The organism is Rhizobium sp. UBA1881 (assembly GCF_002338015.1).
GTDB lineage: Bacteria > Pseudomonadota > Alphaproteobacteria > Rhizobiales > Rhizobiaceae > Rhizobium.
In genome coordinates this window covers 335-24,368 of sequence record NZ_DDHH01000213.1, presented here as the reverse complement: position 1 = coordinate 24,368, position 24,034 = coordinate 335, and the positions used below count along the sequence as shown (strand labels likewise).

The window sequence follows — 24,034 nt, the reverse complement described above, 5'->3', positions numbered from 1 at the left end:
TCCATGAAGCTGTCCAAGCAGGTTCCGCTGAATGCGCTGCGCGTCTTCGAGGCCGTGGCAAGGCTCGGCAGCTTCACCAAGGCCGGCGACGAACTCGGCATGACGCAGACGGCCGTCAGCTATCAGGTGAAACTGCTGGAGGAGAATATCGGCGAGCCGCTGTTTTTGCGCCGGCCGCGCCAGATCAGCCTGACCGACACCGGCGAACTGCTGCTCCCCAAAGTGTCCGACGCTTTCGTGCTTTTGAACGAGGCGATGGCCGAGGCGCGCGGCGAGATCGAATCGACGCTTCTGATCAACACCATCGCCACCTTCGCCTCGCACTGGCTGGCGCGGCGGCTGGGCACCTTCCAGCTCCGGCATCCGGCGATCGCGGTGCGGCTGTCGACATCGGAAGCGCTGATCGACTTCACCCGCGAATCCGTCGACGTCGCCATCCGCTCGGGCGACGGCAACTGGCGCGGGCTGATCGCCGACAAGCTGCTCGATGTCGACTTCACCCCGATGCTGAGCCCGAAGCTGGCCGAAAGCATCGGCGGCATCCACAAGCCCGAGGACCTGATGAAACTGCCGATCATCGGCGCCACCGACCCATGGTGGCAGATCTGGTTCAAGGCGGCGGGCCTGACCGATCTCGGCCTGGAATCGCGCCCGCGCAGCCAGTACGGCTCGCAGACCTTCGAGGCGAGTGCGGCCATGGCCGGCCAGGGTGTCGCCATCCTGACGCCCGCCTTCTACGGCGACGAACTCGCCCAGGGGCGGCTCTATCAGCCCTTCGAGATGACCTGCAGCGACGATCGCGGCTATTGGCTGGTCTACGCCGAAAACCGCCGCAACGTCCCGAAGATCAAGGCTTTCCGCAGCTGGATCCTCGAGGAGATCGCCCGCGACAAAGAGAGCGCTCAGTAGCCCATTTCGGGCGCGTAGAAGCAGCGCGGCGTATCCTCGTTTGGAAACAGGCAGAGGTGGTAATCACCATCACCCGATTTCATCGCCCGACCCATCGGCAGCAGGAAGACGTGCGCGTGGGTGACGAGCCGGTGGTCACCAGGCAAAAGCGTCACCCGATAGCCGTTCGGCGTGATCGCGACGCTCTTCGGCGGGATCATCTGGCAATCGCCCGTCTCGTTGTCGCCGTTGCAACAATAGGGCTCGTAAGCCCAGCCGGACGGGGCGTCATGGGCCTGGGCGCCACTGGTCTGGACGCCGGGAATTTGGACACAGGACGAAAAGGCAATCATCACAACCACAAGAATACTGCGCATCAGCATCTTCTCCGTCGATGAATGCGCCGCCACGCCGATGCGGTTTCCCCTCGTCTCGGCGGCCTTGGATAAAACTGTAATGAAGTCTTGGCATTTCAATGGCGGCGATCTGATCGGCTTTGCTTCACCGTGGCCACCCCGCAAACGGTGGCCGGAAGTGTTTGCGCCACGGACCGATATTATGTAAATTTACGTAAAATGGTGGGAGCGCCCAGTATGCAGACCATTCGCTCGATCAACTTGCAGAAAAATCTCGGCGACGTCCTGAGAACGGCTGATGTCGAGGCGGTTCTGGTGACCAACCGGGACCAGCCGCGCGCCGTCGTGATGTCGGCGGAGGAATTCATTCGGCTGAAGACGGCCGCCGGCGAGCCAGTGCCGAACGAGGTGCGCAAATCGCGCCCCACGCTTCATCGCCGCATTGCAGACCCGCTAGGCTACGACACCCGAGATCCCGGCTATATCACTCAGATGGCGAGCGACGCGAGGGATAGAAAGCATCCCGAGGAGATCGCGCGCGAAGTCGACAACGCGATGCGCCGCTGGAGACTGCGCTGATGGACGAGGAGATCGAGCGCATCCCTCGCCTACTCATCCCCGACACATCGCCGCTCTCGCTGCTTTCCATGGCTGGCCGGGATGCGCTGGATTATCTGTTTGTGCCGCAGGTCGAGGTCTGGATCACCGATATGGTCGCGATCGAGGCGACGCGCGATCCCGATCCCGACGACGATCGCCGCACAGAACAACGAAAGCTGCTAGCTGACTGGCTTGCCGACAACAGCCATCGGATCAGGGTCATGGAGACCGCCGTCGGCCGCGAGTACGAAAAGGCCATGACGAACTGGCGCATGGGAGGAAGCGTTCCGGACCTGAAGCCGAGTTGGAAAGGACGCGGCGACTACAGCCTGCTCGACGTTCTCTCAGTCGCTGAAACGGTCGTCGATGACAGCGAAGCCGTCGTCCTTCTGGTTGACGACCGCCGCGCACGGGCGGCGCTGAGACAGACCGAAAACCTCAATCTCGACATCCTCTCGACCAGAGCCTTCATCGACATTCTGGAGACGGAGTTCGGCATCGAAAACGCCAGCGACATCTGGACGATCATCGAGATCGGCGCCGGTGTGAACGAGCACGGAAAGTCGAAAGTGCCCGATCCGCTGCTCGAAGACCCGCTCTACGTCCGAAAGCCGTGATTTCCGGCCCCACAACGTGGCGGTGTTGCCCTAATTCCCCTTTTCTCCCGCCCAAACATTCTGCACACTGCTGAATCGGAGAGAATAGGGGAACTGAATGTATGAATACGCCATAGCGTGGGAATGGCTGGCCTTTGCGGCCCGCTGGTTCCACGTCATTACCGCCGTTGCCTGGATCGGCTCGTCCTTTTATTTCATCGCGCTCGATCTCGGCCTGGTGAAGCGTCCGCATCTGCCCGTCGGCGCCTATGGCGAGGAGTGGCAGGTGCATGGCGGCGGGTTCTATCATATCCAGAAATATCTGGTGGCGCCGGCTCAGATGCCAGAGCACCTGACCTGGTTCAAATACGAGAGCTATTTCACCTGGCTCTCCGGCTTCCTGATGCTCTGTATCGTCTATTACGGCGGCGCCGATCTGTTTCTGATCGATCGCCACGTGCTCGATGTCAGCGCACCGGTCGCAATCGCCATCTCGCTCGCCTCGCTCGCCGGCGGCTGGATCGTCTACGATCTGCTCTGCAAGTCGCCGATCGGCAAGAACACCTGGGGCCTGATGGTGGTGCTCTATGCCGTGCTCGTCTTCATGGCCTGGGGCTATACGCAGCTCTTCACCGGCCGCGCCGCCTTCCTGCATCTCGGCGCCTTCACCGCGACGATCATGTCGGCCAACGTCTTCATGATCATCATCCCAAACCAAAAGATCGTCGTCGCCGACCTGATCGCCGGCCGCACGCCGGATGCGAAATATGGCGCGATCGCCAAGCAGCGGTCGCTGCACAACAACTACCTGACACTGCCAGTCATCTTCTTCATGCTGTCGAACCACTATCCGCTGGCCTTCGGCACGGCCTATAACTGGGTGATCGCGGCACTTGTCTTCCTGATGGGCGTCACCATTCGCCACTGGTTCAACACCACCCATGCCCGCAAGGGCCGCCCGACCTGGACGTGGCTGGCAACCGTGATCCTGTTCATCCTGATCATGTGGCTCTCCACCGTTCCCAAGGTGCTGACCGGAGAGAAGGACGCGGCCGCCGAAACCGTCGCGCCCGCCTTCCAGCAATTTGCCGGCGATCCGCACTTTCCCGCCGTCAAGCAGCTCGTCGGCACACGCTGTTCCATGTGCCATGCCGCCGAGCCCGTCTATGAGGGCCTCGCGCGGCCGCCGAAAAACGTGATCCTCGAAAACGATGCCGAGATCGCGGCGCACGCCCGAGAGATCTACATCCAGGCCGGCCGCAGCCACGCCATGCCGCCGGGCAACGTCACCGACATCACGCCCGATGAGCGCAAGCTGCTCGTCGCCTGGTTCGAAAGCGCTGTCGAGGGCAAACGCGAATGATCAAAGGCCTCCGCCCCCTGCTTCTGGCCAATCTTATCGCCCTCTCTGGGCTGGCATGGACGGAAGCGCGGGCCGAAGAGGCCATTGCAAAACAGGAAGACGCGAAGACCACGGGCACCGTGCCTCCAAACATATCTGGCGATATCACCGCCCCCACCGATCTCTGGAGCGAGGTCAATGTGCTGGGCACCGGCCCCTTCTGGGCGCTCAGCATCCGCGAGGGTCAGATCACCTTCAGCCGCGCGGGCAAGAACGACGTCATCACCATAAACCCCGGCCCGATGGCGATGACTGAAGACAGCGCGACTTGGACCATCACCCACCCGCCGCAGCACTACACGCTGACGGTCACCAAAGAGACCTGCGTCGACGGCGCATCCGCGAAGCGTTACGATCTCGCGGCAAAGCTGGTATTTCAGGGCAGGACATTATACGGCTGCGCCGCATCGGTGGCGGCCCTCCCCGCCAAGCCGGCGCCCTGAGCCCTGTTCCGACGACGACACGCAATCGATAAAGGCCAACGCCCATGACCCAAACCCTCCTCCGCGGCCGCCTGCTCTCCTTCGTCAGGGCACCCCAGAGCCTGACCGACAGCGAAAGCTACCGCTACGAGACCGATGGCGGCCTGTTGATGGACAATGGCGTCATCGTCGAAAGCGGCCCCTATGCCGAGGTCAAGGCCAAGTCCGCAGCCGATGCTGTCGAGATCGACCACCGCCCGCATCTCATCATGCCGGGGTTCATCGACATGCACCTGCATTTCCCACAGATGCAGGTGATCGCCTCCTATGCCGCCAATCTCCTGGAGTGGCTGAACACCTACACCTTCCCCGAGGAGTGCCGCTTCGTTGAAAGCGCCCACGCTCAGCGTATCGCCACGCATTTCTACGACGAACTGATCCGCCACGGCACGACGACGGCGGTCGCCTACTGCTCCGTCCACAAGACCTCCGCCGACGCGTTCTTCGCCGAAGCCATGAAGCGCAACATGCGCATGGTCGGCGGCAAGGTGATGATGGACCGCAACGCCCCGCAGGGCCTGCTCGACACGCCTCAGATGGGCTATGACGAGACCCGAGAGATCATCGCCGACTGGCACGGCAAGGGCCGCAACCACGTCGCCATCACCCCGCGCTTCGCTATCACCTCGACGCCCGCCCAGATGGAAGCGACGCAGGCGCTCGCCCGCGAATTTCCCGACCTGCACATCCAGACACATCTCTCCGAGAACCACGACGAGATCAAGTTCACCTGCGAGCTCTATCCCGACGCGATCGACTACACCGATATCTACGCCCGCTACGGCCTGCTCGGCGACAAGACCCTCTTCGGCCACTCTATCCACCTGTCGGAGCGCGAGGCGGACGCGATGAGCGAGGCCGGCGCAATCGCCGTCCACTGCCCGACCTCCAACCTCTTCCTCGGTTCCGGCCTCTTCCCGCTGAAGGCGCTGATGCGCCGCGACAAGCCGGTCCGCATCGGCGTCGCCACCGATATCGGCGGCGGCTCGAGCTATTCCATGCTGCGCACCATGGACGAGGCCTACAAGATCCAGCAACTGCTCGGCGAGCGCCTGAACCCGCTGGAAAGCTATTACCTGATGACATTGGGCAACGCCCAGTCCCTCTCGCTTTCCGACCGCATCGGCACGCTCGACAAGGGCACCGATGCCGACGTGGTGGTGCTCGATGCTAGCGCGACGCCGGCCATGGCCCTGAAGATGGAAGTGGTGAAAACGCTGCCGGAAGAACTCTTCCTGCTGCAGACCATGGGCGACGACCGCGCCATCGTCGAGACCTATGTCGCGGGCGTGGCGGCGAAGGGCGCTCTTCGGTAAACTTGAGACTTGCATGCCGGCCTGATAAAACGGTCGGATGGCTGATACGATCAAACATCGAGCGATCTGGCGGGCGCTGACAACGGTCAACGCGCCGCTGCCGAGCCATATCGACGCCGATACGCTCAGTTCATGCCTCACCCTCTCAACGACGGATCCACGCTGGCGCCCGCATGTTCGCGCCTTCTTCCGCGAGGTCGGCGTCGAAGTCATCATGGACATGGTTGTGGAGGGCGCAATTACGTTCGATAGTCTTTCGAAGGCGCTTTCGTTCTGGAATGTCGATGAGGATTATGAGAATGCGCGATGGATCCGGGAGATGGTTGCCGCCCCAGTGGCAGGAGTTGATGCGGCTGACGCTGAAAGCGGTACCGCTGGCGTCGCGCTCAGAGCGGTGCTTTAGTTCTGACTGATCACTGCCAAGTCTACCCCCGCCGATAGACCTGCGCGATAGCGCCCTTGGGAAACACCCGCGTGCTCACCAGTTGCAACTGCCTTGGCTGCGCCAGATCGGAGAAGATCGGCTGGCCGCGACCGAGCGCCAGCGGATAGACCATCAGCATATATTGATCGACCAGATCATGGGCGATGAGGCTGCGCGCGAAGGTGGCGCCGCCATGGGCGATGATCGGCTTGCCGTCTTCGGCCTTCAACCTGGCGATTTCCTCGGCGAGATCGCCGCTCGCCACATAGGCTTTGCTCCAGCTATCGGCGCCGGGTTGCGGCTCGCCCGATGGCGCCGCGTCGATCGCCTTCGGCAGGATCGCGGCGCCCTTCTTCGAAAACACCGCCTTGGGAATCTGGTTCATCGCGGGCGCGAAAACGTTGGTCGATGTCGGCCAGAAGCGCGCCATTCCCTCGAATGTGCGGCTGCCCATGATGTGCAGGCTGGCATTCCAGGCGTTCTCGACCTTCCAGGCGATCGCCTCCTCGTCGCCGGTGAAAATCCACTCGGCCTCACCCTCGGGGCCGCTGACAAAACCATCGAGCGTCATCGCCATGGCCAGGATCAACTCTCGCATCGCTTCCTCCTCTTGCGTTCTCCCCAAGGACGCGGTGGCCCGACATATTCCGACAATCTGCCGAACCGCAAATGCACATTTCGCCAGCCACGATCACCGTTAACGCTCGCGCAGCGCATCCATCACCGCCCGCACCAGCGGCACATCCTTGATGTCCCTATGGACGACAAGCCACAGATCGCGCGAGATGTCGGCGCCATCCAGATCAAGCCGCGTCAGCCCTTGGCCCTCCGCGATGAAATCGGGCAGCAGCGCCACGCCGCCGCCGGCCTTCACCGCCGCCACCTGAAACTCCAGCGTCGAGGCCCGGATCGCGATCGGCCGGCCGGCAGCGATCTCCGCCAGCCGCTCTTCCTGCGGCGACGACGCCATCCCCTCATCATAGCCGATGAACGTCCAATCACGCACGTCGACCCGCTCGGCATAACCTGATGCCGCATAGGCATGGAAACCCACCTCGCCGATCTTCGAGACGGTCAGATCGCCACTCTCAGGCCGATTGAGCCGCACCGCGATATCCGCCTCCCGCCGCCCGAGCGAGGCATAGCGCGTCTCGCCGATAAGCGTGACCCGGATACCGGGATGACGCGCTCTCAGCCGCACCAAAGGCGGCGCCAGAACCGCACCCGCATAGGCCGGCGGCGCGCTGATGCGGACCTCGCCGACATGGCTTTGATCGGCTCCTATACCGCCGCGCGCGATGGTCATGGCATCGGCGCTCATGCGCTCGGCAATCGCGGCGACACGCACGCCCTCCGCCGTTAGCAGAATCCGCCGCCCGCGCCGGTCAACCAGCTTGGCGCCGATCGCGCACTCCAGATGCGCCACCCGCCGCGATACCGTCGCATGCTCGACCCCGAGCGCCCGCGCGGCACCCGACAAGGTTCCGAGTTGCGACAGCGCCAGCAGATGGCGTAAATCTTCCCAATCCAGCATTGATCATTTTTTCCCAACCGATGTGAGATCATAGGGAATTTTCAATCACGCAACCATCCCCCATCTTCAGCGCCAGACAGGAACAGGAGATCCGACAATGGATATCGCAATCACCCTCACCACCCCTGGCGGCATCGAGCAGTTGAAGGTTACCCCGCAAGAACCGCAGGCGCCGGGACCAAACGAAATCCGCATCCGCCACGACGCCATCTGCGTCAACTTCCTGGATATCTATCATCGCAAGGGCCTCTACCCGATGCCCGCCTACCCCGCCGTCATCGGTGCCGAAGGTGCCGGTGTAGTGGAGGCGGTCGGCGCCGCCGTCACGACGGTCTCTCCCGGCGACCGCGTCGTCTATATGGGCGCCCCCGTCGGCGCCTATGCCTCGACGCGCCTGCTGCCGGCGCATCGCGCCATCCGCCTGCCCGATGATGTCGGCTCGAAACAGGCCGCCGCCATGATGCTCAAGGGCATGACGGCCTATATGCTGCTCCATCGGATCCACACGGTGACGCCTGAAAGCACCATCCTGGTGCACGCCGCAGCCGGCGGTCTCGGCACGCTTCTCGTGCGCTGGGCGAAGCACATCGGCGCCACCGTCATCGGCACGGTCAGCAGCGCGGAGAAGGCGGCACTCGCAACCGCCAACGGCGCCGACCATCTGGTGATCGGTCGCGATGCCGATCTGGTCGCAAACGTCATGGCACTGACATCGGGGCGCGGCGTCGATGTCGGCTATGACGGCATCGGCGGCGCGATGCTGGCCAAGACCATCCAGTGCATCCGCCCCTTCGGTATGGCCGCGAGCTTTGGCCAGGCAGCGGGGCCGATACCGCCGGTGGCGATCGAGGCGCTGCGCCCGAACAAGTCATTGTCGCACCCGAGCATCATGGCGGCAAGCACCGATCCGGCCTTCTACCTGGAGGCGGCCACGGCGGCGATCGGCGCAATGAGGCGCGGCATTCTCACGCTTCCTACCCGCGAATTCGCCCTTTCCGATGCCGCCGCGGCCCACACCGAACTGGAAGGCCGGACTGAGCAGCGGCAGCCTGCTGCTGATCCCCTGAGGGAACGCGAACACGAGCGGGAAAAGATACCGTTTCGAATGCAATTTATATGTGATATGGCCGGTCGCATTATTCAGATGTGAAAGTCTTATCCATGACGAAACCTCTCACCATTGCCGATCTGAAATCGCTCGCCCAGCGCCGCGTCCCCAAGATGTTTTTCGACTACGCCGATTCCGGCGCCTGGACCGAACAGACATACCGGGCCAACGAGAGCGATTTCTCCAAGATCGGCCTGCGTCAGCGCGTGCTCGTCGACATGACGAACCGCACGCTGGAGACGACGATGGTGGGCCAGAAAGTGTCGATGCCCGTCGCTCTCGCCCCGACGGGCATGACCGGCATGCAGCACGCCGATGGCGAGATGCTGGCGGCGCAGGCGGCCGAAGAGGCAGGCGTTCCCTTCACGCTGTCGACCATGAGCATCTGCTCGATCGAGGACGTCGCCTCGGTGACGACCAAGCCCTTCTGGTTCCAGCTCTACGTCATGAAGGACAAGGACTTCGTGCTGAACCTGATCAATCGCGCCAAGGCCGCCAAGTGCTCGGCGCTGGTCTTGACCGCCGATCTTCAGATCCTCGGCCAGCGCCACAAGGACCTGCGCAACGGCCTCTCCGCGCCGCCGAAATTCACGCCCAAGCACATCTGGCAGATGGCGACGCGGCCCTTCTGGTGCCTCGATATGCTGCAGACCAAGCGCCGCTCCTTCGGCAACATCGTCGGCCATGCCAAGAACGTCTCCGACCTCTCCTCGCTGTCTTCCTGGACGGCGGAGCAGTTCGACCCACAGCTCTCCTGGGCGGATGTCGCCTGGATCAAGGAACAGTGGGGCGGCCCGCTGATCATCAAGGGCATCTGCGACGTCGAGGACGCGAAGGCGGCCGCAGACACCGGCGCCGACGCCATCATCGTCTCCAATCACGGCGGCCGCCAGCTCGACGGCGCCCCCTCCTCGATCAGCATGCTCCCTTCGATCGTCGACGCCGTCGGCGACAGGATCGAAATCCACCTCGATAGCGGCATCCGCTCCGGCCAGGACGTGCTGAAGGCCGTGGCGCTCGGCGCCAAAGGCACCTACATCGGCCGCCCCTTCCTCTACGGCCTCGGCGCCATGGGCAAGGAAGGCGTGTCGCTGGCGCTCAGCATCCTGCGCAAGGAGATGGACGTGACCATGGCCCTTTGCGGCAAGCGCGACATCAAAGACGTGAACTCGTCGATCATTGCCGGACGGCAGTAGGCGCGATTTGAATTATACACACGATTGTGTATAATTCAGCCCGATGAAGAGCGCCGACGTCATTGCCTTGCTGCAGAAAGCCGGCTGGTTTGAGGTCGGCCGCAAAGGCAGCCATGCCCAGTTCAAACATGCGGACAAGCCGGGCCGCGTGACGGTGCCGCATCCCAAACGGGACATTCCGATTGGGACGCTACGCAGCATCGAGAAGCAGTCGGGCCTGAAGTTGAGGTGATCATGCGCAACTATATCGGACTGATCCACAAGGACGCGGAGAGCGACTACGGCGTCTCCTTTCCGGACTTTCCCGGCGCGGTCACTGCTGGCTCGACACTGGACGAGGCGCGCGAAATGGCCGAGGAAGCCCTGGCTTTTCACGTCGAGGGATTAATTGAGGACGGCGAGACGCTTCCACAACCCTCTTCGCTCGAAACCGTCATGGCCAACCCGGAGAATAAGGACGGCGTCGTTATCCTCGTCTCGCTGAAAGCCGTGTCCAGCAGAGCCGTGCGCATCAATGTGACGCTGCCGGAGGATGTTCTGGCCCGCATCGACGCCGTCGCCGCTGCTGCCGGCCTGTCACGCTCGGCCTTTCTCGCCAAGGCCGCGAAGCATGAGATCGAGCGCAACGCGGCCGCGTAGATTGGCAGTGCGTCCGGCAGAGTAGTACGGATCAATAGTGCAATCGGCATTGGAGAATGGTCAGGGTCTGGCGCTCCCCTTGTCCCTCAACGACATATATCAAACGGTGCTCCTGGCTGATACGCCGCGACCAGAGACCCTTTAGCTGCCGGCGTAAGGGTTCAGGCTTCCCAAGCCCTTCAAAGGGATGACGCATCGTGTCACGCAGCAACTCGTTAATCCGCGCCAGCGTCTTGCGGTCGTGTTCCTGCCAATAGAGATAGTCGTCCCAACCGCGCTGGTGCCAGGAGAGGATCATCCGGCCTCACTTCGGGTCGATGAGATCGTGATGAACGATATTCCGGCCGTTCTTGACGTCTTCGAACGCCTCCATCAGCCGGGCAGCGTTGGCCGGCGTGGACAACACATGCAGCGTCTCCATCATCCCCTCGTACTCGTCCTTGTCGATCAGGATCGCCGATGGCTTGTCGCGGCGAACGATCTCCACGGCGACGCGATCCTGCGAGACCTCATCGAGAAGGCTGGCGAGTTCGTTTCTGGCTTTTGAAAACATGACCGTGCGCATGATGATCTCCCGCAACGACTTGTGCAATATATGGTACAAGTTCACGGAAATGTCAATTTGAGCGACCAGACGCCCGCGTTCGCCAAACGCTTAGCGCACCCACCCCGTCGCCAGCGCACTCGCCCAGCTGTCGCGCCCATTCTCCCGCGCCAGCCGCGACATCGCCATGTGATCATAGGCAACGGTGCGAAACTGCGGCGCAAAGCCGGAGGCGGTCTTCTCGATGATGCAGTAGGAGGCCAGCGGATGTCCTGTTTCGACCTTGTGCTCATAAGGCGTGTCGTCGCTGTAACCGGGGCAGCCGACGCTGCCGGGATTGACGATCAGGCGCCCGTCGCTGAGGCGGACCATGCGCGGCACATGGCTATGGCCGCAAAGGATCAGCGGCTGCTCGATCCCCTCGGCCAGCGCCTCGATCTCCTCGAGAGGCTTCAGGAAAACATGACCGTCTGGCGAGACGGATTCCAGCCAATAGGTTTCGTCATGCCCAGGTGTGGCGTGGCAGAGATAGACCTCGTCGCGGTAGACGGCGCTGAACGGCAGGCTTCGCAGCCAGCCGAGATGCGCGGCGGAGAGCTGCCCATAAGCGTGCTGCTCCCAGGAGGGCATGGCGTCGGCGGGGCTTTCGATCAGGTAGCGATCGTGATTGCCGCGCACCGTCGGCGCATCAAGCGACATCAGCCTGTCCGCCGCCTTGCCCGCTTCGAGCGGCCCGCTCAGGCAATCACCGAGATTGACGATCTCGGAAATCCCAAGCGCCTCGATATCGGCAAGCACGGCTTCCAGCGCCAGGTGGTTGCCATGCACATCGGCAATCGCGGCAAAACGCATCGCTCAGCTCCCGCGATAGGTCGAGTAGCCATAGGGCGAGATCAGCAGCGGCACGTGATAATGCGCGCTCTCGTCGGCGATGCCGAAACGGATCGGCACGAGGTCGAGGAAGGCGGGGTGCGGGAGTGCCGCACCGGTGCCGCGCAGATAATCGCCGGCATGAAACAGAAGCTCGTAGGTCCCGGCCCTGAAACTCTCGCCAACAAGGATCGGCCCGCCATCGACGCGGCCATCGGCATTGGTGACGACAGTCTTCACATGCCGGCGAACCTCGGCCTCGATATGAAACAGCTCGATCTTCAGCCCCTCGGCCGGCTTGCCGGAGGCGGTATCGAGGACATGGGTGGTCAATCCGGTCATGAAATGGGCTCGCTGATAACAAAGGGAGTGTCGAAAAAATATTCTTCCAGATTGTTGCCCGGCCCGTCGCGATCGACAACCAGAAAATCGCTGACCGCGCCAAGCGACATCAAGGGATGATGCCAGACATTGCGCCCATAATTCACGCCCTGATCGCCCCGCGCCAGGAACACCTGCGGACGCCCCGGCTTGCCGCCCTCGTCCTTGGACACCACGACCAGAAACGGCCGGTCGGAGATCGGCGAGAAGCTCTGGCTGCCGAAAGGATGCCGCTCCATCATCCCGACTTCATAGGGAAAATCGCGCGGCTGCCCGCGAAACAGGCTTATGATCACTCGAGCGCCCTCGCCCACGACGTCAGCCGCGGCCAGCGCATGAAACCGCTCCGTGGTGCCGTTGTTGATATACCGCATCGTCGCCGGATCGGCTTCGATGACCTCGCCGAAGGGCGCGAAGGCGGCTTTGGTCAGCGGCTGGATATCGAGGAAGTCTGTCACGTCATTCGCCTTGTATGCGCCAGTGGCGTAGGGATTCGAGCTCGGAAATCAGCGTCTGCAGGTCGCGACGCACGGTGGTCCAGATCGCGGGCAAATCGGCGCGATAATAATGGTGGACCATGAGGTTGCGCATGCCCCGGATCTGCGCCCAGGGTATCTGCTCATGCTCACGAGGAAACTCCGGATGATTGCTGGCGATCCGCGATGCCGCCTCGCCGAGCAGGACCAGCGACATGGTCACCGCAAGCTGCGTGCGCACATCGGACAGGAAGGCCTGCTCGTCCATGTCTTCGGTGAGCATCCGCGCCTGTTCGGCGGCGGCCTGCATCCTGCCGATATAATCGACCAGCCTCTCCGCGCTCATATACGGGTCGCTTCCGACAATACACGCTCGCGAATGTTCTCAGGCAAGCCGCCCGGCGTCACCAGATCCACCTTCACCCCCAGAATATCCTTCAACTCTTCCAGCAATCCGCCGAGATCGAACAACGACGTTCCCGGCAGCGTATCGACCAGAATATCGAGATCGCTATCCACCCGATCCTCGCCGCGCGCCACCGAACCGAAGACACGCGGGTTCGCCGCGTTGAAGCGCGTCGTCGCCTCGCGGATCGCCTGCCTGTTTCTCTCCAGCACTTCGGATGGTCTCATGGTCTTCTCACACTACGACTCGGCAAGAATAATGGTCGAATTCATATCGGCTTGGCCTCTTCGAGAACGCGCCGTCGGACATCTTCGGGGAAGTCGCCAGGCGTCAAAAGATGAACATCCGTCCCCAGAATATCCTTCAACTCTTCCAGCAACCCGCCGAGATCGAACAACGACGTCCCCGGCAACGCATCCACTAGAATATCCAGATCGCTATCCGCCCGATCCTCGCCCCGCGCCACCGAGCCGAACACACGCGGGTTCGCCGCGTTGAAGCGCTTGGTCGCCTCGCGGATCGCCTGCCTGTTTTGCTCCAGCGCCTCGGATGGTCTCATAGTCTTCGCTCCTGTGCGACGACTATAAGCGGCGGATCGAAAAGAGAAAAGCGGTCTTCGAGACCGCCCGCTACTCACCCTGCATTCGCCACTGGCGAATAGAATCGAGCGCCGTCAGCAGATTGGGAACATCGTCCTTCGCGGTGGCCCAAACCTTATCCAAATCAATGTCGAAATATTCGTGAGCAATGCGGTTGCGCATGCCCCGCATGGCGGCCCAGGGAAATTCAGGGTGGTCGGATACGAACTCCGGATGCGCCTTGAGGAGTTGCGATGCGATTTCAGAAGCCATGAGCAGGCTCATACCCACAGCCCGCTGCAGGACAAGATTATCGATGAATTCTTCCCTGCTGACGTTTTCGATCATGCGATGGGCATCGGCCGCCGCCTGCCTCATACGATCGAGAAGCTTGGCGATCCGCTCCGGGCTCATATCGGCTTTGCTTCGTTCAGAACCTCACGGCGCACATCTTCCGGAAAGTCACCCGGTGTCAGCAAATGCACCTCGGTACCCAGCATCATCTGATCGAGCGCATCCTGCAAACCGCCCAGCGTCAGCAGCGTGCTTCCCGGCAAAGCGTCCACCAGAATATCCAGATCGCTATCGGCCCGATCCTCACCCCGCGCCACCGAACCGAACACACGCGGGTTCGTCGCGTTGAAGCGCGTCGTCACCTCGCGGATCGCCTGCCTGTTCTGCTCCAGCACTTCCGATGGTCTCATCGCCTTTGCTCCCTCTCGACAACTATAAGCGGCGGACCGACAAGAGAAAAGCGGCGTCGCTCAGCGCGAAGGCAGCAGCGCCTCAAGCCGCAGCAGCGCGATACGCTCCACCTGCGCGGTCGCCGTTTCGAATTCCGCGTCGCGGCTGTTGTCGATGCGCTTTTCGAAGGCCGAAAGGATCGCCTGCTTGTCGAGACCCTTCACCGCGATGATGAAGGGAAAGCCGAATTTTTCGACATAGGAGCGGTTGAGTTCGGTGAAGCGCTGGTGCTCCTCGGGGCTCAGCCGGTCGAGCCCGGCGCCGGCCTGTTCCTTTTTGCTGTCCTCCGTCAGCTCACCGGCGATCGCCAGGCGGCCGGCGAGATCCGGGTGGGCGCGCAGAACACCGAGGCGTTCCTCCGCGCTTGCGGCGCGGAAGATCGCCACCAGCGCCGTGTGCACGCGGTCGACATCGAGCGTCTCGCCGACGAAACCGTCGTCGAAGGCCCGCTCGGCGATGAAGGGCGAGTGTTCGAAGACGCCGCCGAAGCGGGAGATGAATTCGTCACGCGCGATCATCAGATGGCCTCCGGCTTGTGGTGCTTGTGCCAGTGCTCGGCGATCTCGATGCGGCGCGGGATCCACACCTTCTCGTGGTCGAGCACATATTGCATGAAGCGCTTCAGCGCCGCCGCGCGGCCCGGGCGGCCGACAAGACGGCAATGCAGGCCGATCGACATCATCTTCGGGCTGCCCGCCTCTCCTTCTTCATAAAGCGTGTCGAAGGCATCCTTGAGATAGGTGAAGAACTGGTCGCCCGAATTGAAGCCCTGCGGCGTGGCAAAACGCATGTCGTTGGTTTCGAGCGTATAGGGGATGATCAGGAACGGTTTGCCGTCCACGCCCTTCACCCAGAAAGGCAGATCGTCGGCATAGCTGTCCGACGAGTAAAGAAAGCCGCCCTCTTCCTGCACCAGCCGCAGCGTATTGTCGGATGGTTTGCCCTGGTACATGCCGTAGGGCCGCTCGCCGGTGAGCTCCGTGTGCAGCCGCACGGCCTCGAGAATATGCTTGCGCTCCAGCTCTTCCTGGAAATCCTTGTATTCCAACCAGCGGTAGCCGTGGCTGGCGATTTCCCAGCCGGCTTCCTTCATCGCCGCCACCGCCTCGGGGTTGCGCGCCATCGCCTGCGTCACGCCATAGACGGTCGCCTGCACCTTGAGTTCGGTGAACATCCGCCAAAGCCGCCAGAAACCGGCCCGCGAGCCGTATTCATAGATCGATTCCATGTTGAGATTGCGCTGGCCGGGCCAGGCTGCCGCGCCGACGATCTCCGACAGCAGGTTTTCCGAGGCTGCGTCGCCATCCAGAATGCAGCTCTCGCCGCCCTCTTCGTAATTGATGACGAACTGCACGGCGATATTGGCGCCGCCGGGCCATTTCGGGTCGGGGGTGTTGCGGCCATAGCCGACGAGATTGCGCGGGTAAGTCTCGGATACCATGAAATCACCTTCCAGAAAGTCGGCGAACGGTAACACCTCAAGAGCGAATGTCGAGACGGAAACTGCGCAACAGAGTTTTGCCTTTATGGCACAACCGCTTAGGCCGGAACGGGAACCCGCTCGCGCCGCGCGCTAACCTTGCCCATGGGATGCAGCGAATGCACCCTGAACGGCCCGCCATTGCCCTCTTCGACCATCAGCGCCACGTTCGATATCTTCACCGGATCGATGAGAACCGGTTCGAAAACGCTGCGCAGCGAACGCTCGATGCGCGACATGTCGACCAGGCTGACCGGACCGGTCAAAGGCATGTGGAAGCGGAATTCGTCCATCACATGGGGGCATCCCCAGCGGTGCAGATTGGCGAACTGCGCCGCCGAAAGCCCATCCGGATCGCTGCGCTCGATATCGGCGTCGCTGAGCGGCGCGCGAAACTGGTCGAACTGCTGCACGATCGAGGACGCCAGATACTGGACGTTGTCGCAGGGCAGCGACGGCACCAGGCTGAAGATGCTACCGGTGCGCGCAACCTCGAGCCGAGGAATGGAAAACGGCGTCAGCGTGCCGCAGAAGCGCATCAGTTCCCGCAGGAGTTGCGGCTCCGACATCTCGGTCGCAAGCCGGAATGGTGCCTTCAGCGCGCCGTGAAAACCGTAGCGCCGCGGCACCGCCGTATGAAAGGCGACCTCGTGAATGCTGAGCCCGCGGATCGCCGTGGGCTCCACCATTTCGCCGGAAAACACGTTTCGGCCAAGCCAATTGGCAGCCGCGTGCGACAGCGGGTCATTCGCGGCAGGCGTGAAGCAGATGGCGTATCGCATGCAATTTTCTCCGTCGGCACCACGCGCGACTCGTCAGCGCGCCGCCGTTTTGCAAGCAGATAGGCGATTTGCATGACAGATTGACGAAGGATAGCGAGTGCTAATTCACGTTTAACGTGAATTGATGTTTATCTCGCGAAAGTGGCTGCTGATTTCAGGATTAAACAGCGCAAAACGGAAAAGCGTGAGCGAAACGGGAAGATTCAAGCGATCGCGAGGCACTTTAGCGTGAAGCGACGTGAATATGATTGATCAGGTGAAAGCTCTCGGGCACCGCAAACGGTATCGCGTTGCCAACAGACATGTGCACAACCGCCTCGGCCAGCCGGTGCGCGAGGCCGAAGCTGACCTTGAAGCCACCGGTCAGCGCCAGCAATCGCTCATGTTCGGGATGCGGGCCGATCATCGGATCGCGGTCGATCGCCTTCGGCCGCAGCCCGGCCCAGCGCTCGATAACGGGCGCGTCGTGCAGCAGAGGCACCAGCGCCCGTGCCTTCTCGACCAGAACATCCAGCTGCCCGTCAGTCGCAAAGGGTGCGTCGAAGCGGTTCTCGCTGGTGCTGCCGATCGCGACATGCCCGCCCTCATGCGCCACCACATAAAGCCCATCGCGGAAGATTGTCGGAAGGCCAGGATCGATATCGGCCTTCAGGAGCGCCGACTGGCCCTTCACCGGCTGCCCGAGCGGCTGTGTCAGCCCTGCCGTGCCGCGCGCCAGAAGCGGAAACGACTGGTAGCCGGCAGCAATGATGCAATGTCCGAAGGCAATCGCACCGGTATCGGTCTCGGCGATCCCGCGCTCGGCGTCGATGCCGCGAACGGCTGAATTCTCGATGATGCGGATATGTCCGGCGCGGCGGAGAAAGGCTGCGAGCACACCCGTCAGAGATCGCGGCGCCACACGGCCGGCCAGCGTGTCATGCACGAAGCCGCCCTCCATACCGGAAGCGTCCGGCCAGCCGGATACTGCGGGCGTATCGATCACATGCCAATGGAAGCGGCGCTCGCCGGCATGCCAGTGGCTGTCGGCATCGCCGGAATGCCCGAGCGCGATATCGCGCAGATGCGGCTTGGGCAGCGGGATCAGGCGGCCGGAGCGACGGTAGCCCGTTGAGAGTCCGGTCTCGGCCTCCAGCCGCGCCACTTCGGCCTCCAGCGCCACCAGCGCATCGAACTGAAACTGCTTCTTCGGGTTCCATTTATCCGGCATGTGCGGCATCAGCGCGCCGAGCAACCCGCCGCTCGCCCCGCCTCCAAGCACGCCGGCATCGATCAGCACCGCGTCGATCCCCATGCGCTCGGCGTGAACGGCGGCCCAAAGCCCCATGATGCCGCCGCCGACGATCAACAGTTCAGTGGACGATTGACCCGAGGGCAAGGCCGGACTATCGGCTGTTGACATGACAGACATCGATCCCGATCAGATTAATTTAGCACAGGCTGAGATGGCGAACCGGCCGCTTGAATGGCGCGACGGCGATATGCCCTATTCGCCGGCCTTTGGCGACCATTTTTATTGCCAGACCGACGGCCGCCTCGAATGCGGCCATGTCTTCCTCGCCGGAAACGGCCTGCCCGAGCGATGGGCCGAGGCGCAAAACTTCCTGATCGGCGAACTTGGTTTCGGCACCGGCCTGAACTTCGCCGAGACCTTCAGGAACTGGAAGCTGAAGCGCGCGGAAGGCCAGCATCTGCACTTCATGTCCTTCGAGCTCTACCCGATGCGGCGCGACGAGATCGACCGCGCGCTGTCGCACTGGCCGGAGATCGACGCCGAGCGCATCGCGCTGGTCTCGGCCTGGCCGGATATGCCCGAGGGCACCGTGTCGTTGAAGCTCGACGACCAGACCACGCTCAGCGTCGTCTGCGGCCGGGCGCTCGAAGGCGTAGCAGCCGCCGAGGCGGGTTTCGATGCCTGGTATCTGGATGGCTTTGCGCCTTCGCGCAATGCCGACATGTGGTCGCAGGAACTGATGACGCTCGTCTGTGAAAAGACGGTCCCTGGCGGCACCTTCGCCACCTACGCAGCGGCCGGCTTCGTCCGGCGCAATCTGGGCGCCGCGGGCTTTGTGGTCGAGCGTCGTCCGGGCTTTGCGGGCAAACGCGAAATGCTGTGCGGCGTCAAGCGCGCCGAAGGCTAGCCCCCTAGAGCTGGGCCAGCTCTAGACTAGCTCAGCGAAATCCCGCTGGCGCGGCCTTCCTTGCCGAGCCACAGCGCGATCTTTTCTTCCAGCAGCTCCGGGCTGATCGGCTTGGCCATGTAGTCGTCCATGCCGGCGTCGAGGCAAAGATCGCGGTCGGCGTCGAGCGCGTGCGCGGTGACGCCGATGATCGGCACCCGGTGTCCTTGCCCGCGCTCGAGCTCGCGGATGCGCCGCGCCGCGTCGTGGCCGTTCATCACGGGCATCGACACGTCCATCATGATGATGCGCGGCGTATAGGCTTCCCACGCCTCGACGGCCTCTTCGCCGTTCTTGACGACGAGGAAGTTGAGCCCCGTCGCCTGCAGGATTTGCGTGAAAACGATCTGGTTGACCTCGTTGTCTTCGGCGACGAGCACGTCGATGAAGGACGGCGGCGCTCTTTCGTTGAGAGCTTCCGGCAGTAATTCGGGTTCGAGCGGCGGCGCCTCGATGACGGGGCGCAGCGTCGGCGCCAGCCTGATCCGGTTGGTGCGCACGACATCGACGATGGTGTTGCGCAACACGTTGGCGCGGGCCGGCTTCATCAGATGCGCCTGGCCGTTCAGCGCCGCGAATTCCTTCTCGGTGCCGGAGATATCCATCGACGTCAGGAAGACGATCGGCAGGTCGGCGAAGCGTTCGTCGGCGCGCAACAGGCGGGCGATATCGGCTCCGTTCATGCCGGGAATCTGGTAGTCGAGCACCAGCGCATCGATCGAAACGCCAAGTGCGGATGCTTCCTCGAGAATGGCGAGCCCCTCGACGCCGTCTTCGGCGGCCGCGCCATCGAAGCCCCATTGCGTGAGCTGCTCGGTCAGGATCTGGCGGTTGACGGCGTTGTCGTCGATGACAAGCACGCGCGCGCCGCGCACATTGACCGGCAGCGGCCGCGGCTCGGCCCGCTTGGCGCCGACGGTAAACGGCAGGGTGACGGTGAAGACCGAGCCCTCGCCGACAGCGCTTTCGACCTCGATATAGCCGCCGAACAGATCGACGAGACCCGCCGTGATCGCCAGCCCCAGCCCGGTGCCTTCGTGGCGCCGCGTCGAGGAGGAATCGATCTGCGAGAACTTGCCGAAGATCTGGTCGAGCCGGTCCTTCGGCATGCCGATCCCGGTATCCTCGATGCGCAGCGTCGCCATGATCTCGTCGGCCGCACCGGCGACATAGCCGAGCTCGACCAGCACATGGCCCCGCTCGGTGAACTTGACGGCGTTACCCACAAGATTGGTGACGATCTGGCGAAAACGCCCGGCATCGCCGATGATGGCTGCAGGCAGGCCCGGCATGACGCGCACCAGAAGCTCGATGCTCTTTTCCGCCGCCAGCGACGACAAGAGCGTCACCACGTCCTCGACGGCCTCGATCGGATCGAAGGTCACGCGCCGCAGCGTCATCTGCCCGGAATCGATCTTCGAGAAGTCGAGGATGTCGTTGATGATGGTCATCAGCGCATTGCCGGACTTGGTGATGATATCGACGAAAGTCTTCTGGCGCGTATCGAGATTAGTCTTCGACAGCAGTTCCGCCATGCCGAGAACGCCGTTCATCGGCGTGCGGATTTCATGGCTCATATTGGCCAGGAACTCCGACTTCACCCGGTCAGCGACCTCGGCGCGTTCAAGCAGGCTCTCCAGATCGACTTCGCGGATCTTCATCGCCGAAATGTCGGTAAACAGCACCACCCAATGCCGGCGCGCGCTGACCATGACGTCCATCTGCACCCAGCGGCCATCGGGCACGCGAAAGAGATGCGACGCCGGCTGGCCGTCGGCAAGCGCCTGGCCGATATCGTTGAGCAGGTGATCGGCATCTTCCGAGAAATCACCGCGCGTGGCGCAGAAGGCCAGCATCTCGCGCCAGTTGCGCCCGATGGCGACGCGCTCGGATGCAAGGTCCAGCATCCCGGCCAGCGCATCGTTGCTGAGCAGGATTTCGCCATCCTGCAGCACGAGCAGCCCCTGCGACATCGCATGCGTCGCATCGCCCATCAGCTCGCCGAGGTTTTCGAGCTCTTCGCGGGCGGCGTGGATTTCGCGCTCATGCCGGCGCACGGCCGACACGTCGGCATAGGTCAGCAGGATGCGATCCGTCGAGATCTTGCGGCTGTCGACCAGGAGAAACTTTTCGCCCCAGTTGATCTCGGCTGCAGCCGGCTGGTCGGAGCGGAACTGATCGGTGCGCCGCGCAAGGATTTCCTCGGCGGTCACGCCCGGCGGATAGCGCCCCAGCGTGTGGTTGTACTCGACAAGCTCGGCAAAGCCCTTGCCATCGAACAGGCCTTCGGGCAGCTCGGAGATCGTGTAGAAGGCGTGGTTGCCGTAGCGGATTGTCAGATCGCTCTCGAGGATGAGAACGCCGACCGGCAGCGAATTCAGCACGCGCGCCATGTCGCGATGGAGAATTTCGGTATGCGCCTGCGCGGCGATGAGCGCGCTTTCGCGCTCCTTCAACAGCGAGACATCCGAGTAGGACCCGACCGTATAGTGCCGGCCGTCGCCGCCATCGATCCGGTTGATCTGCGCAAGGATAGGATAGACCCCGCCATCCGCGCGAGGAACCAGGCTCTCGATATCGCGCGCCTCTCCCTTGGCCAGCGCCTGCACATGGCCGCGGCTCACCATGTCGCCGGACGCCGTGCCGAACATCTCGCGTTCGGTCTTGCCCAGCGACTCGGCGCGCGGCAGCCCCGTCAGCTGTTCGTAAGATGCGTTGGCATAAACCAGCCGGTGATCCTGATCGCGCACGAAGGCGGCAACCGGAAGCGCCTCGATCACATCGCGCAGGAAGTCGATATCCGTGCTGTTGTCACTGAGCGCCCGCGTCGCCGGCCATTTCGGCCGCGCCGCCTTGCGTGCTTCTTCGAACATGCCGAGCACGTAGATCCGTTCCTCCGACAGCGCGAAGCTCTCGATCCGCACGCGGTCGTGGAGATCGCTTGTTGCGTCGAAGCAGAGCGCGCTTTCCTCGCTGCCGAACACCAGCGCGCGCCGCTCCTTGTCCTCGCGGTCCTGCTCTTCCGGACGGTCGAACAGCTCGCGGCTGCGCCGGCCGATAAAATCGGAAATCTCCTTGCCGAAGAAATCCGCATAGGCCTGGTTGACCGCGACATAGCGCAGCTCGCTGTTCTTGACATAGGCAGGGTTGTCCAGATCCGCGATCCGGCCGCATGCCAGTTCGAGAATGTCCCCGTTCGGTCCCAAAAACACCTGCTCCACCATGAAAACACTAGGCAAATTGCTACGCCATCGACCATAGCCGAGAGGCGTTTAACAACGAATTAACCATGACCCGGCGAAACAAAAATAACGCTGCAAATTGAGAAGAGTAGAAGAAGAGCATGCGTGGTTGCAGCGACTGATGCTCCTGTCATCGCCAAGCAAAACCTCGAAAACCGTGCTAAAATCGCAGCCATTTCTTAGGCCGCCGCGATATTCTGCTGCCGGCTGCAAGAAGAACTCGTCCGCTATAGGAGGCGAACATGTCCGTACTTCATAAAAGCATGGCGACCGGCTCTATCCTGCTCACGCTGACAGCGGCGACGCTGACATCAGCCTCGCCGGCGATGGCGCATGAACATTACGCCTGGGGCGGTGCCGCGGCCGGCTTCGTCGGTGGCGTGCTGCTGTCGCAGGCGCTGCGCCCCTACCCCTACACATACGGCTATCCCGACGGCTACGGTTATCCCTATGCCTATGGCTATCGCTACGGATATCCCTATCGGGCATACCGGCCCTACCGCGCCTATCCGGTCTACCGCACGCATTACGTCCAGCCCTACCGCACCTGCCATCTCGAATGGCGGCGCAACGGATGGGGCGAGGCCTACCGCGTTCGCGTCTGTCCGTACTGACATTTCAGCCGATCGCCCGACCACGGCGCGCGATACGCCTCCCGCGCCGTGGCCCTGCTCGGCCTTTTCCGCCCCTCCCCTTGACTTTCCGGCGGAACTAGACCAAATGCAGGCCAGCTTTCACCTTCCGGCCGCCGCGTGAGCGTGCCCCTGCCAGCAAATAGGATGCAGGAAGAAGGACAAAGCGCATTTCGAATGGACCGCATCCCAAGGGACGCGGCAGAAGCGCTGGAAAGCTTTTTCCAACAAGACAAGTTCCCACTTCACGCGGGGTTCTTGACGCCAGAGTAACACCGGACCGCAAACCCGCGTTCCGGCGGTATTGTTTTGGCGCCCCTGAAAAGGTTATGACTTGACCAATTTTGAATCGCTTGGTGTCTCCAAGCCGATCGTCGCCACACTGTTCCAGCTCGGCATCGAAACGCCGACCCCCATCCAGGAAAAGGCGATCCCGCTTCTTCTCGAAGGCCGCGACCTGATCGGCCTCGCCCAGACCGGCACCGGCAAGACGGCCGCCTTCGGCCTGCCGCTGATCGAAAAGCTGATCCCGGAAGAACGCCGCCCCGACAACCGTACCACCCGTACGCTGATCCTGGCGCCGACCCGCGAACTGGTGAACCAGATCGCCCAGAACCTGAAGAACTTCCTGCGCAAGTCGCATCTGCGCATCAACGTCGTCGTCGGCGGCGTGTCGATCAACAAGCAGCAGCTGCAGCTTGAAAAGGGCACCGACATCCTGGTCGCCACCCCCGGCCGCCTGCTCGATCTCGTCGCCCGCCGCGCCATCGGCCTGACCGCCGTGCGCTACCTCGTGCTCGACGAAGCCGACCAGATGCTCGACCTCGGCTTCGTGCATGACCTGCGCAAGATCTCCAAGATGGTGCCGAAGCGTCGCCAGACGATGCTCTTCTCCGCCACGATGCCGAAGGCGATCGCCGATCTCGCCGCCGACTTCCTGACCGATCCGGTCAAGGTCGAAGTGACGCCTCCGGGCAAGGCCGCCGACAAGGTCGAGCAGTATGTTCACTTCGTCAACGGCAAGAACGACAAGACCGATCTCCTCAAGAAGTCGCTCTCCGAAAACCCCGATGGCCGCGCCATCGTCTTCCTGCGCACCAAGCACGGCGCCGAGAAGCTGATGAAGCATCTCGAACACGTCGGCTACTCCGTCGCCTCGATCCACGGCAACAAGAGCC

31 protein-coding genes and 1 pseudogene are annotated in these 24,034 nt (G+C 62.6%); 14 read left to right on the top strand and 18 right to left on the bottom strand.

Annotated elements, in window-relative coordinates; all coding sequences use genetic code 11:
• Positions 1 to 3: 3 nt before the first annotated feature.
• Positions 4 to 909, top strand: a complete 906-nt coding sequence (locus tag B3605_RS25680; protein ID WP_112943909.1) for a LysR substrate-binding domain-containing protein — start codon at positions 4 to 6, stop codon at positions 907 to 909.
• On the opposite strand, the gene B3605_RS25675 is transcribed toward B3605_RS25680, so the two are convergent.
• Entirely contained in the window at positions 903 to 1,265 is a 363-nt protein-coding gene (locus tag B3605_RS25675) for a hypothetical protein (protein ID WP_112437112.1), read from the bottom strand. The two genes, B3605_RS25680 and B3605_RS25675, sit on opposite strands and share 7 nt — an antisense overlap.
• Positions 1,266 to 1,481: 216 nt before the next feature.
• Here B3605_RS25675 and B3605_RS25670 point away from each other — a divergent pair, with 216 nt between their 5' ends.
• The 6 genes from B3605_RS25670 to B3605_RS25645 all read left to right on the top strand — a co-directional run bounded on the left by B3605_RS25670 (position 1,482) and on the right by B3605_RS25645 (position 6,043).
• Positions 1,482 to 1,823, top strand: a complete 342-nt coding sequence (locus B3605_RS25670; RefSeq protein WP_162725217.1) for a type II toxin-antitoxin system prevent-host-death family antitoxin — start codon at positions 1,482 to 1,484, stop codon at positions 1,821 to 1,823.
• Positions 1,823 to 2,461: a hypothetical protein gene (locus B3605_RS25665; RefSeq protein WP_112943907.1), complete on the top strand. Its 639-nt coding sequence runs from the start codon at positions 1,823 to 1,825 to the stop codon at positions 2,459 to 2,461. Before B3605_RS25670 ends, B3605_RS25665 begins: the two co-directional genes overlap by 1 nt.
• A 97-nt stretch (positions 2,462 to 2,558) precedes the next feature.
• Positions 2,559 to 3,803, top strand: coding sequence for a urate hydroxylase PuuD (gene puuD, locus B3605_RS25660; RefSeq protein WP_112943906.1), 1,245 nt, complete (start codon positions 2,559 to 2,561; stop codon positions 3,801 to 3,803).
• Positions 3,800 to 4,285, top strand: a complete 486-nt coding sequence (locus B3605_RS25655) for a hypothetical protein (protein ID WP_112974445.1) — start codon at positions 3,800 to 3,802, stop codon at positions 4,283 to 4,285. The genes puuD and B3605_RS25655 overlap by 4 nt, the downstream gene beginning before the upstream one ends.
• A gap of 44 nt (positions 4,286 to 4,329) precedes the next feature.
• A complete protein-coding gene (guaD, locus tag B3605_RS25650; protein WP_112943904.1) occupies positions 4,330 to 5,640 on the top strand; it encodes a guanine deaminase in 1,311 nt (436 codons plus the stop codon).
• Between the two features lie 37 nt (positions 5,641 to 5,677).
• On the top strand, positions 5,678 to 6,043 hold the full coding sequence (locus tag B3605_RS25645; RefSeq protein ID WP_112943903.1) for a hypothetical protein: 366 nt from the start codon (positions 5,678 to 5,680) through the stop codon (positions 6,041 to 6,043).
• Positions 6,044 to 6,065: 22 nt separating this feature from the next.
• Here B3605_RS25645 and B3605_RS25640 read toward each other — a convergent pair whose 3' ends face one another.
• Together B3605_RS25640 and B3605_RS25635 are read right to left on the bottom strand one after the other, a co-directional pair.
• Positions 6,066 to 6,662: a dihydrofolate reductase family protein gene (locus B3605_RS25640; protein WP_112943902.1), complete on the bottom strand. Its 597-nt coding sequence runs from the start codon at positions 6,660 to 6,662 to the stop codon at positions 6,066 to 6,068.
• A gap of 99 nt (positions 6,663 to 6,761) precedes the next feature.
• Positions 6,762 to 7,598: a LysR family transcriptional regulator gene (locus B3605_RS25635; protein WP_112943901.1), complete on the bottom strand. Its 837-nt coding sequence runs from the start codon at positions 7,596 to 7,598 to the stop codon at positions 6,762 to 6,764.
• A 97-nt stretch (positions 7,599 to 7,695) separates the two neighbouring features.
• On the opposite strand from B3605_RS25635, the pseudogene B3605_RS25630 reads away from it, so the two are divergent.
• From B3605_RS25630 to B3605_RS25615, 4 genes and pseudogenes are all read left to right on the top strand, one after another.
• Positions 7,696 to 8,665: pseudogene (locus B3605_RS25630) on the top strand (quinone oxidoreductase family protein).
• Between the two features lie 94 nt (positions 8,666 to 8,759).
• Positions 8,760 to 9,902 (top strand): alpha-hydroxy acid oxidase, encoded by a 1,143-nt coding sequence (locus B3605_RS25625; RefSeq protein ID WP_112943900.1) that lies wholly within the window; start codon positions 8,760 to 8,762, stop codon positions 9,900 to 9,902.
• A gap of 43 nt (positions 9,903 to 9,945) precedes the next feature.
• Positions 9,946 to 10,134 carry a type II toxin-antitoxin system HicA family toxin gene (locus tag B3605_RS25620; protein WP_018897262.1) on the top strand — a complete coding sequence of 63 codons (189 nt, stop codon included), beginning with the start codon at positions 9,946 to 9,948 and terminating at the stop codon, positions 10,132 to 10,134.
• A gap of 2 nt (positions 10,135 to 10,136) precedes the next feature.
• Positions 10,137 to 10,541: a type II toxin-antitoxin system HicB family antitoxin gene (locus B3605_RS25615; RefSeq protein ID WP_112974443.1), complete on the top strand. Its 405-nt coding sequence runs from the start codon at positions 10,137 to 10,139 to the stop codon at positions 10,539 to 10,541.
• 31 nt (positions 10,542 to 10,572) lie between these two features.
• Here B3605_RS25615 and B3605_RS25610 read toward each other — a convergent pair whose 3' ends face one another.
• The 14 genes from B3605_RS25610 to B3605_RS25545 all read right to left on the bottom strand — a co-directional run bounded on the left by B3605_RS25610 (position 10,573) and on the right by B3605_RS25545 (position 18,204).
• Positions 10,573 to 10,839, bottom strand: coding sequence for a Txe/YoeB family addiction module toxin (locus B3605_RS25610; protein ID WP_112943899.1), 267 nt, complete (start codon positions 10,837 to 10,839; stop codon positions 10,573 to 10,575).
• 6 nt (positions 10,840 to 10,845) lie between these two features.
• Positions 10,846 to 11,106: a type II toxin-antitoxin system Phd/YefM family antitoxin gene (locus B3605_RS25605; protein WP_112943898.1), complete on the bottom strand. Its 261-nt coding sequence runs from the start codon at positions 11,104 to 11,106 to the stop codon at positions 10,846 to 10,848.
• Positions 11,107 to 11,196: 90 nt separating this feature from the next.
• Positions 11,197 to 11,937: a metallophosphoesterase family protein gene (locus tag B3605_RS25600; protein WP_112943897.1), complete on the bottom strand. Its 741-nt coding sequence runs from the start codon at positions 11,935 to 11,937 to the stop codon at positions 11,197 to 11,199.
• Between the two features lie 3 nt (positions 11,938 to 11,940).
• Positions 11,941 to 12,297, bottom strand: coding sequence for a hydroxyisourate hydrolase (gene uraH / locus B3605_RS25595; RefSeq protein WP_018897258.1), 357 nt, complete (start codon positions 12,295 to 12,297; stop codon positions 11,941 to 11,943).
• Positions 12,294 to 12,794 (bottom strand): ureidoglycolate lyase, encoded by a 501-nt coding sequence (locus B3605_RS25590; protein ID WP_112943896.1) that lies wholly within the window; start codon positions 12,792 to 12,794, stop codon positions 12,294 to 12,296. Before B3605_RS25590 ends, uraH begins: the two co-directional genes overlap by 4 nt.
• Before the next feature lies 1 nt (position 12,795).
• A complete protein-coding gene (locus tag B3605_RS25585) occupies positions 12,796 to 13,158 on the bottom strand; it encodes a DUF86 domain-containing protein (protein ID WP_112943895.1) in 363 nt (120 codons plus the stop codon).
• A complete protein-coding gene (locus B3605_RS25580; protein WP_112943894.1) occupies positions 13,155 to 13,445 on the bottom strand; it encodes a nucleotidyltransferase family protein in 291 nt (96 codons plus the stop codon). Before B3605_RS25580 ends, B3605_RS25585 begins: the two co-directional genes overlap by 4 nt.
• 41 nt (positions 13,446 to 13,486) lie before the next feature.
• Positions 13,487 to 13,777: a nucleotidyltransferase family protein gene (locus tag B3605_RS25575; protein ID WP_112943893.1), complete on the bottom strand. Its 291-nt coding sequence runs from the start codon at positions 13,775 to 13,777 to the stop codon at positions 13,487 to 13,489.
• A gap of 70 nt (positions 13,778 to 13,847) precedes the next feature.
• Entirely contained in the window at positions 13,848 to 14,210 is a 363-nt protein-coding gene (locus B3605_RS25570; RefSeq protein ID WP_112943892.1) for a DUF86 domain-containing protein, read from the bottom strand.
• Positions 14,207 to 14,500, bottom strand: coding sequence for a nucleotidyltransferase family protein (locus B3605_RS25565; RefSeq protein WP_112943891.1), 294 nt, complete (start codon positions 14,498 to 14,500; stop codon positions 14,207 to 14,209). The genes B3605_RS25570 and B3605_RS25565 overlap by 4 nt, the downstream gene beginning before the upstream one ends.
• 60 nt (positions 14,501 to 14,560) lie before the next feature.
• Positions 14,561 to 15,058: a 2-oxo-4-hydroxy-4-carboxy-5-ureidoimidazoline decarboxylase gene (uraD, locus tag B3605_RS25560; protein WP_112943890.1), complete on the bottom strand. Its 498-nt coding sequence runs from the start codon at positions 15,056 to 15,058 to the stop codon at positions 14,561 to 14,563.
• Positions 15,058 to 15,981, bottom strand: coding sequence for an allantoinase PuuE (gene puuE, locus B3605_RS25555; protein ID WP_112943889.1), 924 nt, complete (start codon positions 15,979 to 15,981; stop codon positions 15,058 to 15,060). The genes uraD and puuE overlap by 1 nt, the downstream gene beginning before the upstream one ends.
• Positions 15,982 to 16,079: 98 nt before the next feature.
• Positions 16,080 to 16,802 carry a DUF1045 domain-containing protein gene (locus tag B3605_RS25550; RefSeq protein WP_112943888.1) on the bottom strand — a complete coding sequence of 241 codons (723 nt, stop codon included), beginning with the start codon at positions 16,800 to 16,802 and terminating at the stop codon, positions 16,080 to 16,082.
• A 223-nt stretch (positions 16,803 to 17,025) separates the two neighbouring features.
• Positions 17,026 to 18,204 carry an NAD(P)/FAD-dependent oxidoreductase gene (locus tag B3605_RS25545; RefSeq protein ID WP_112943887.1) on the bottom strand — a complete coding sequence of 393 codons (1,179 nt, stop codon included), beginning with the start codon at positions 18,202 to 18,204 and terminating at the stop codon, positions 17,026 to 17,028.
• On the opposite strand from B3605_RS25545, the gene mnmD reads away from it, so the two are divergent.
• Positions 18,203 to 18,943, top strand: a complete 741-nt coding sequence (mnmD, locus tag B3605_RS25540; protein WP_112943886.1) for a tRNA (5-methylaminomethyl-2-thiouridine)(34)-methyltransferase MnmD — start codon at positions 18,203 to 18,205, stop codon at positions 18,941 to 18,943. The two genes, B3605_RS25545 and mnmD, sit on opposite strands and share 2 nt — an antisense overlap.
• Before the next feature lie 26 nt (positions 18,944 to 18,969).
• On the opposite strand, the gene B3605_RS25535 is transcribed toward mnmD, so the two are convergent.
• Positions 18,970 to 22,206, bottom strand: a complete 3,237-nt coding sequence (locus B3605_RS25535; protein WP_409457217.1) for a response regulator — start codon at positions 22,204 to 22,206, stop codon at positions 18,970 to 18,972.
• Between the two features lie 260 nt (positions 22,207 to 22,466).
• Here B3605_RS25535 and B3605_RS25530 point away from each other — a divergent pair, with 260 nt between their 5' ends.
• On the top strand, positions 22,467 to 22,838 hold the full coding sequence (locus B3605_RS25530; RefSeq protein WP_112943885.1) for a hypothetical protein: 372 nt from the start codon (positions 22,467 to 22,469) through the stop codon (positions 22,836 to 22,838).
• A 352-nt stretch (positions 22,839 to 23,190) separates the two neighbouring features.
• Positions 23,191 to 24,034: DEAD/DEAH box helicase (locus B3605_RS25525; protein WP_296436840.1), on the top strand; the 844-nt coding region annotated here is incomplete at its 3' end.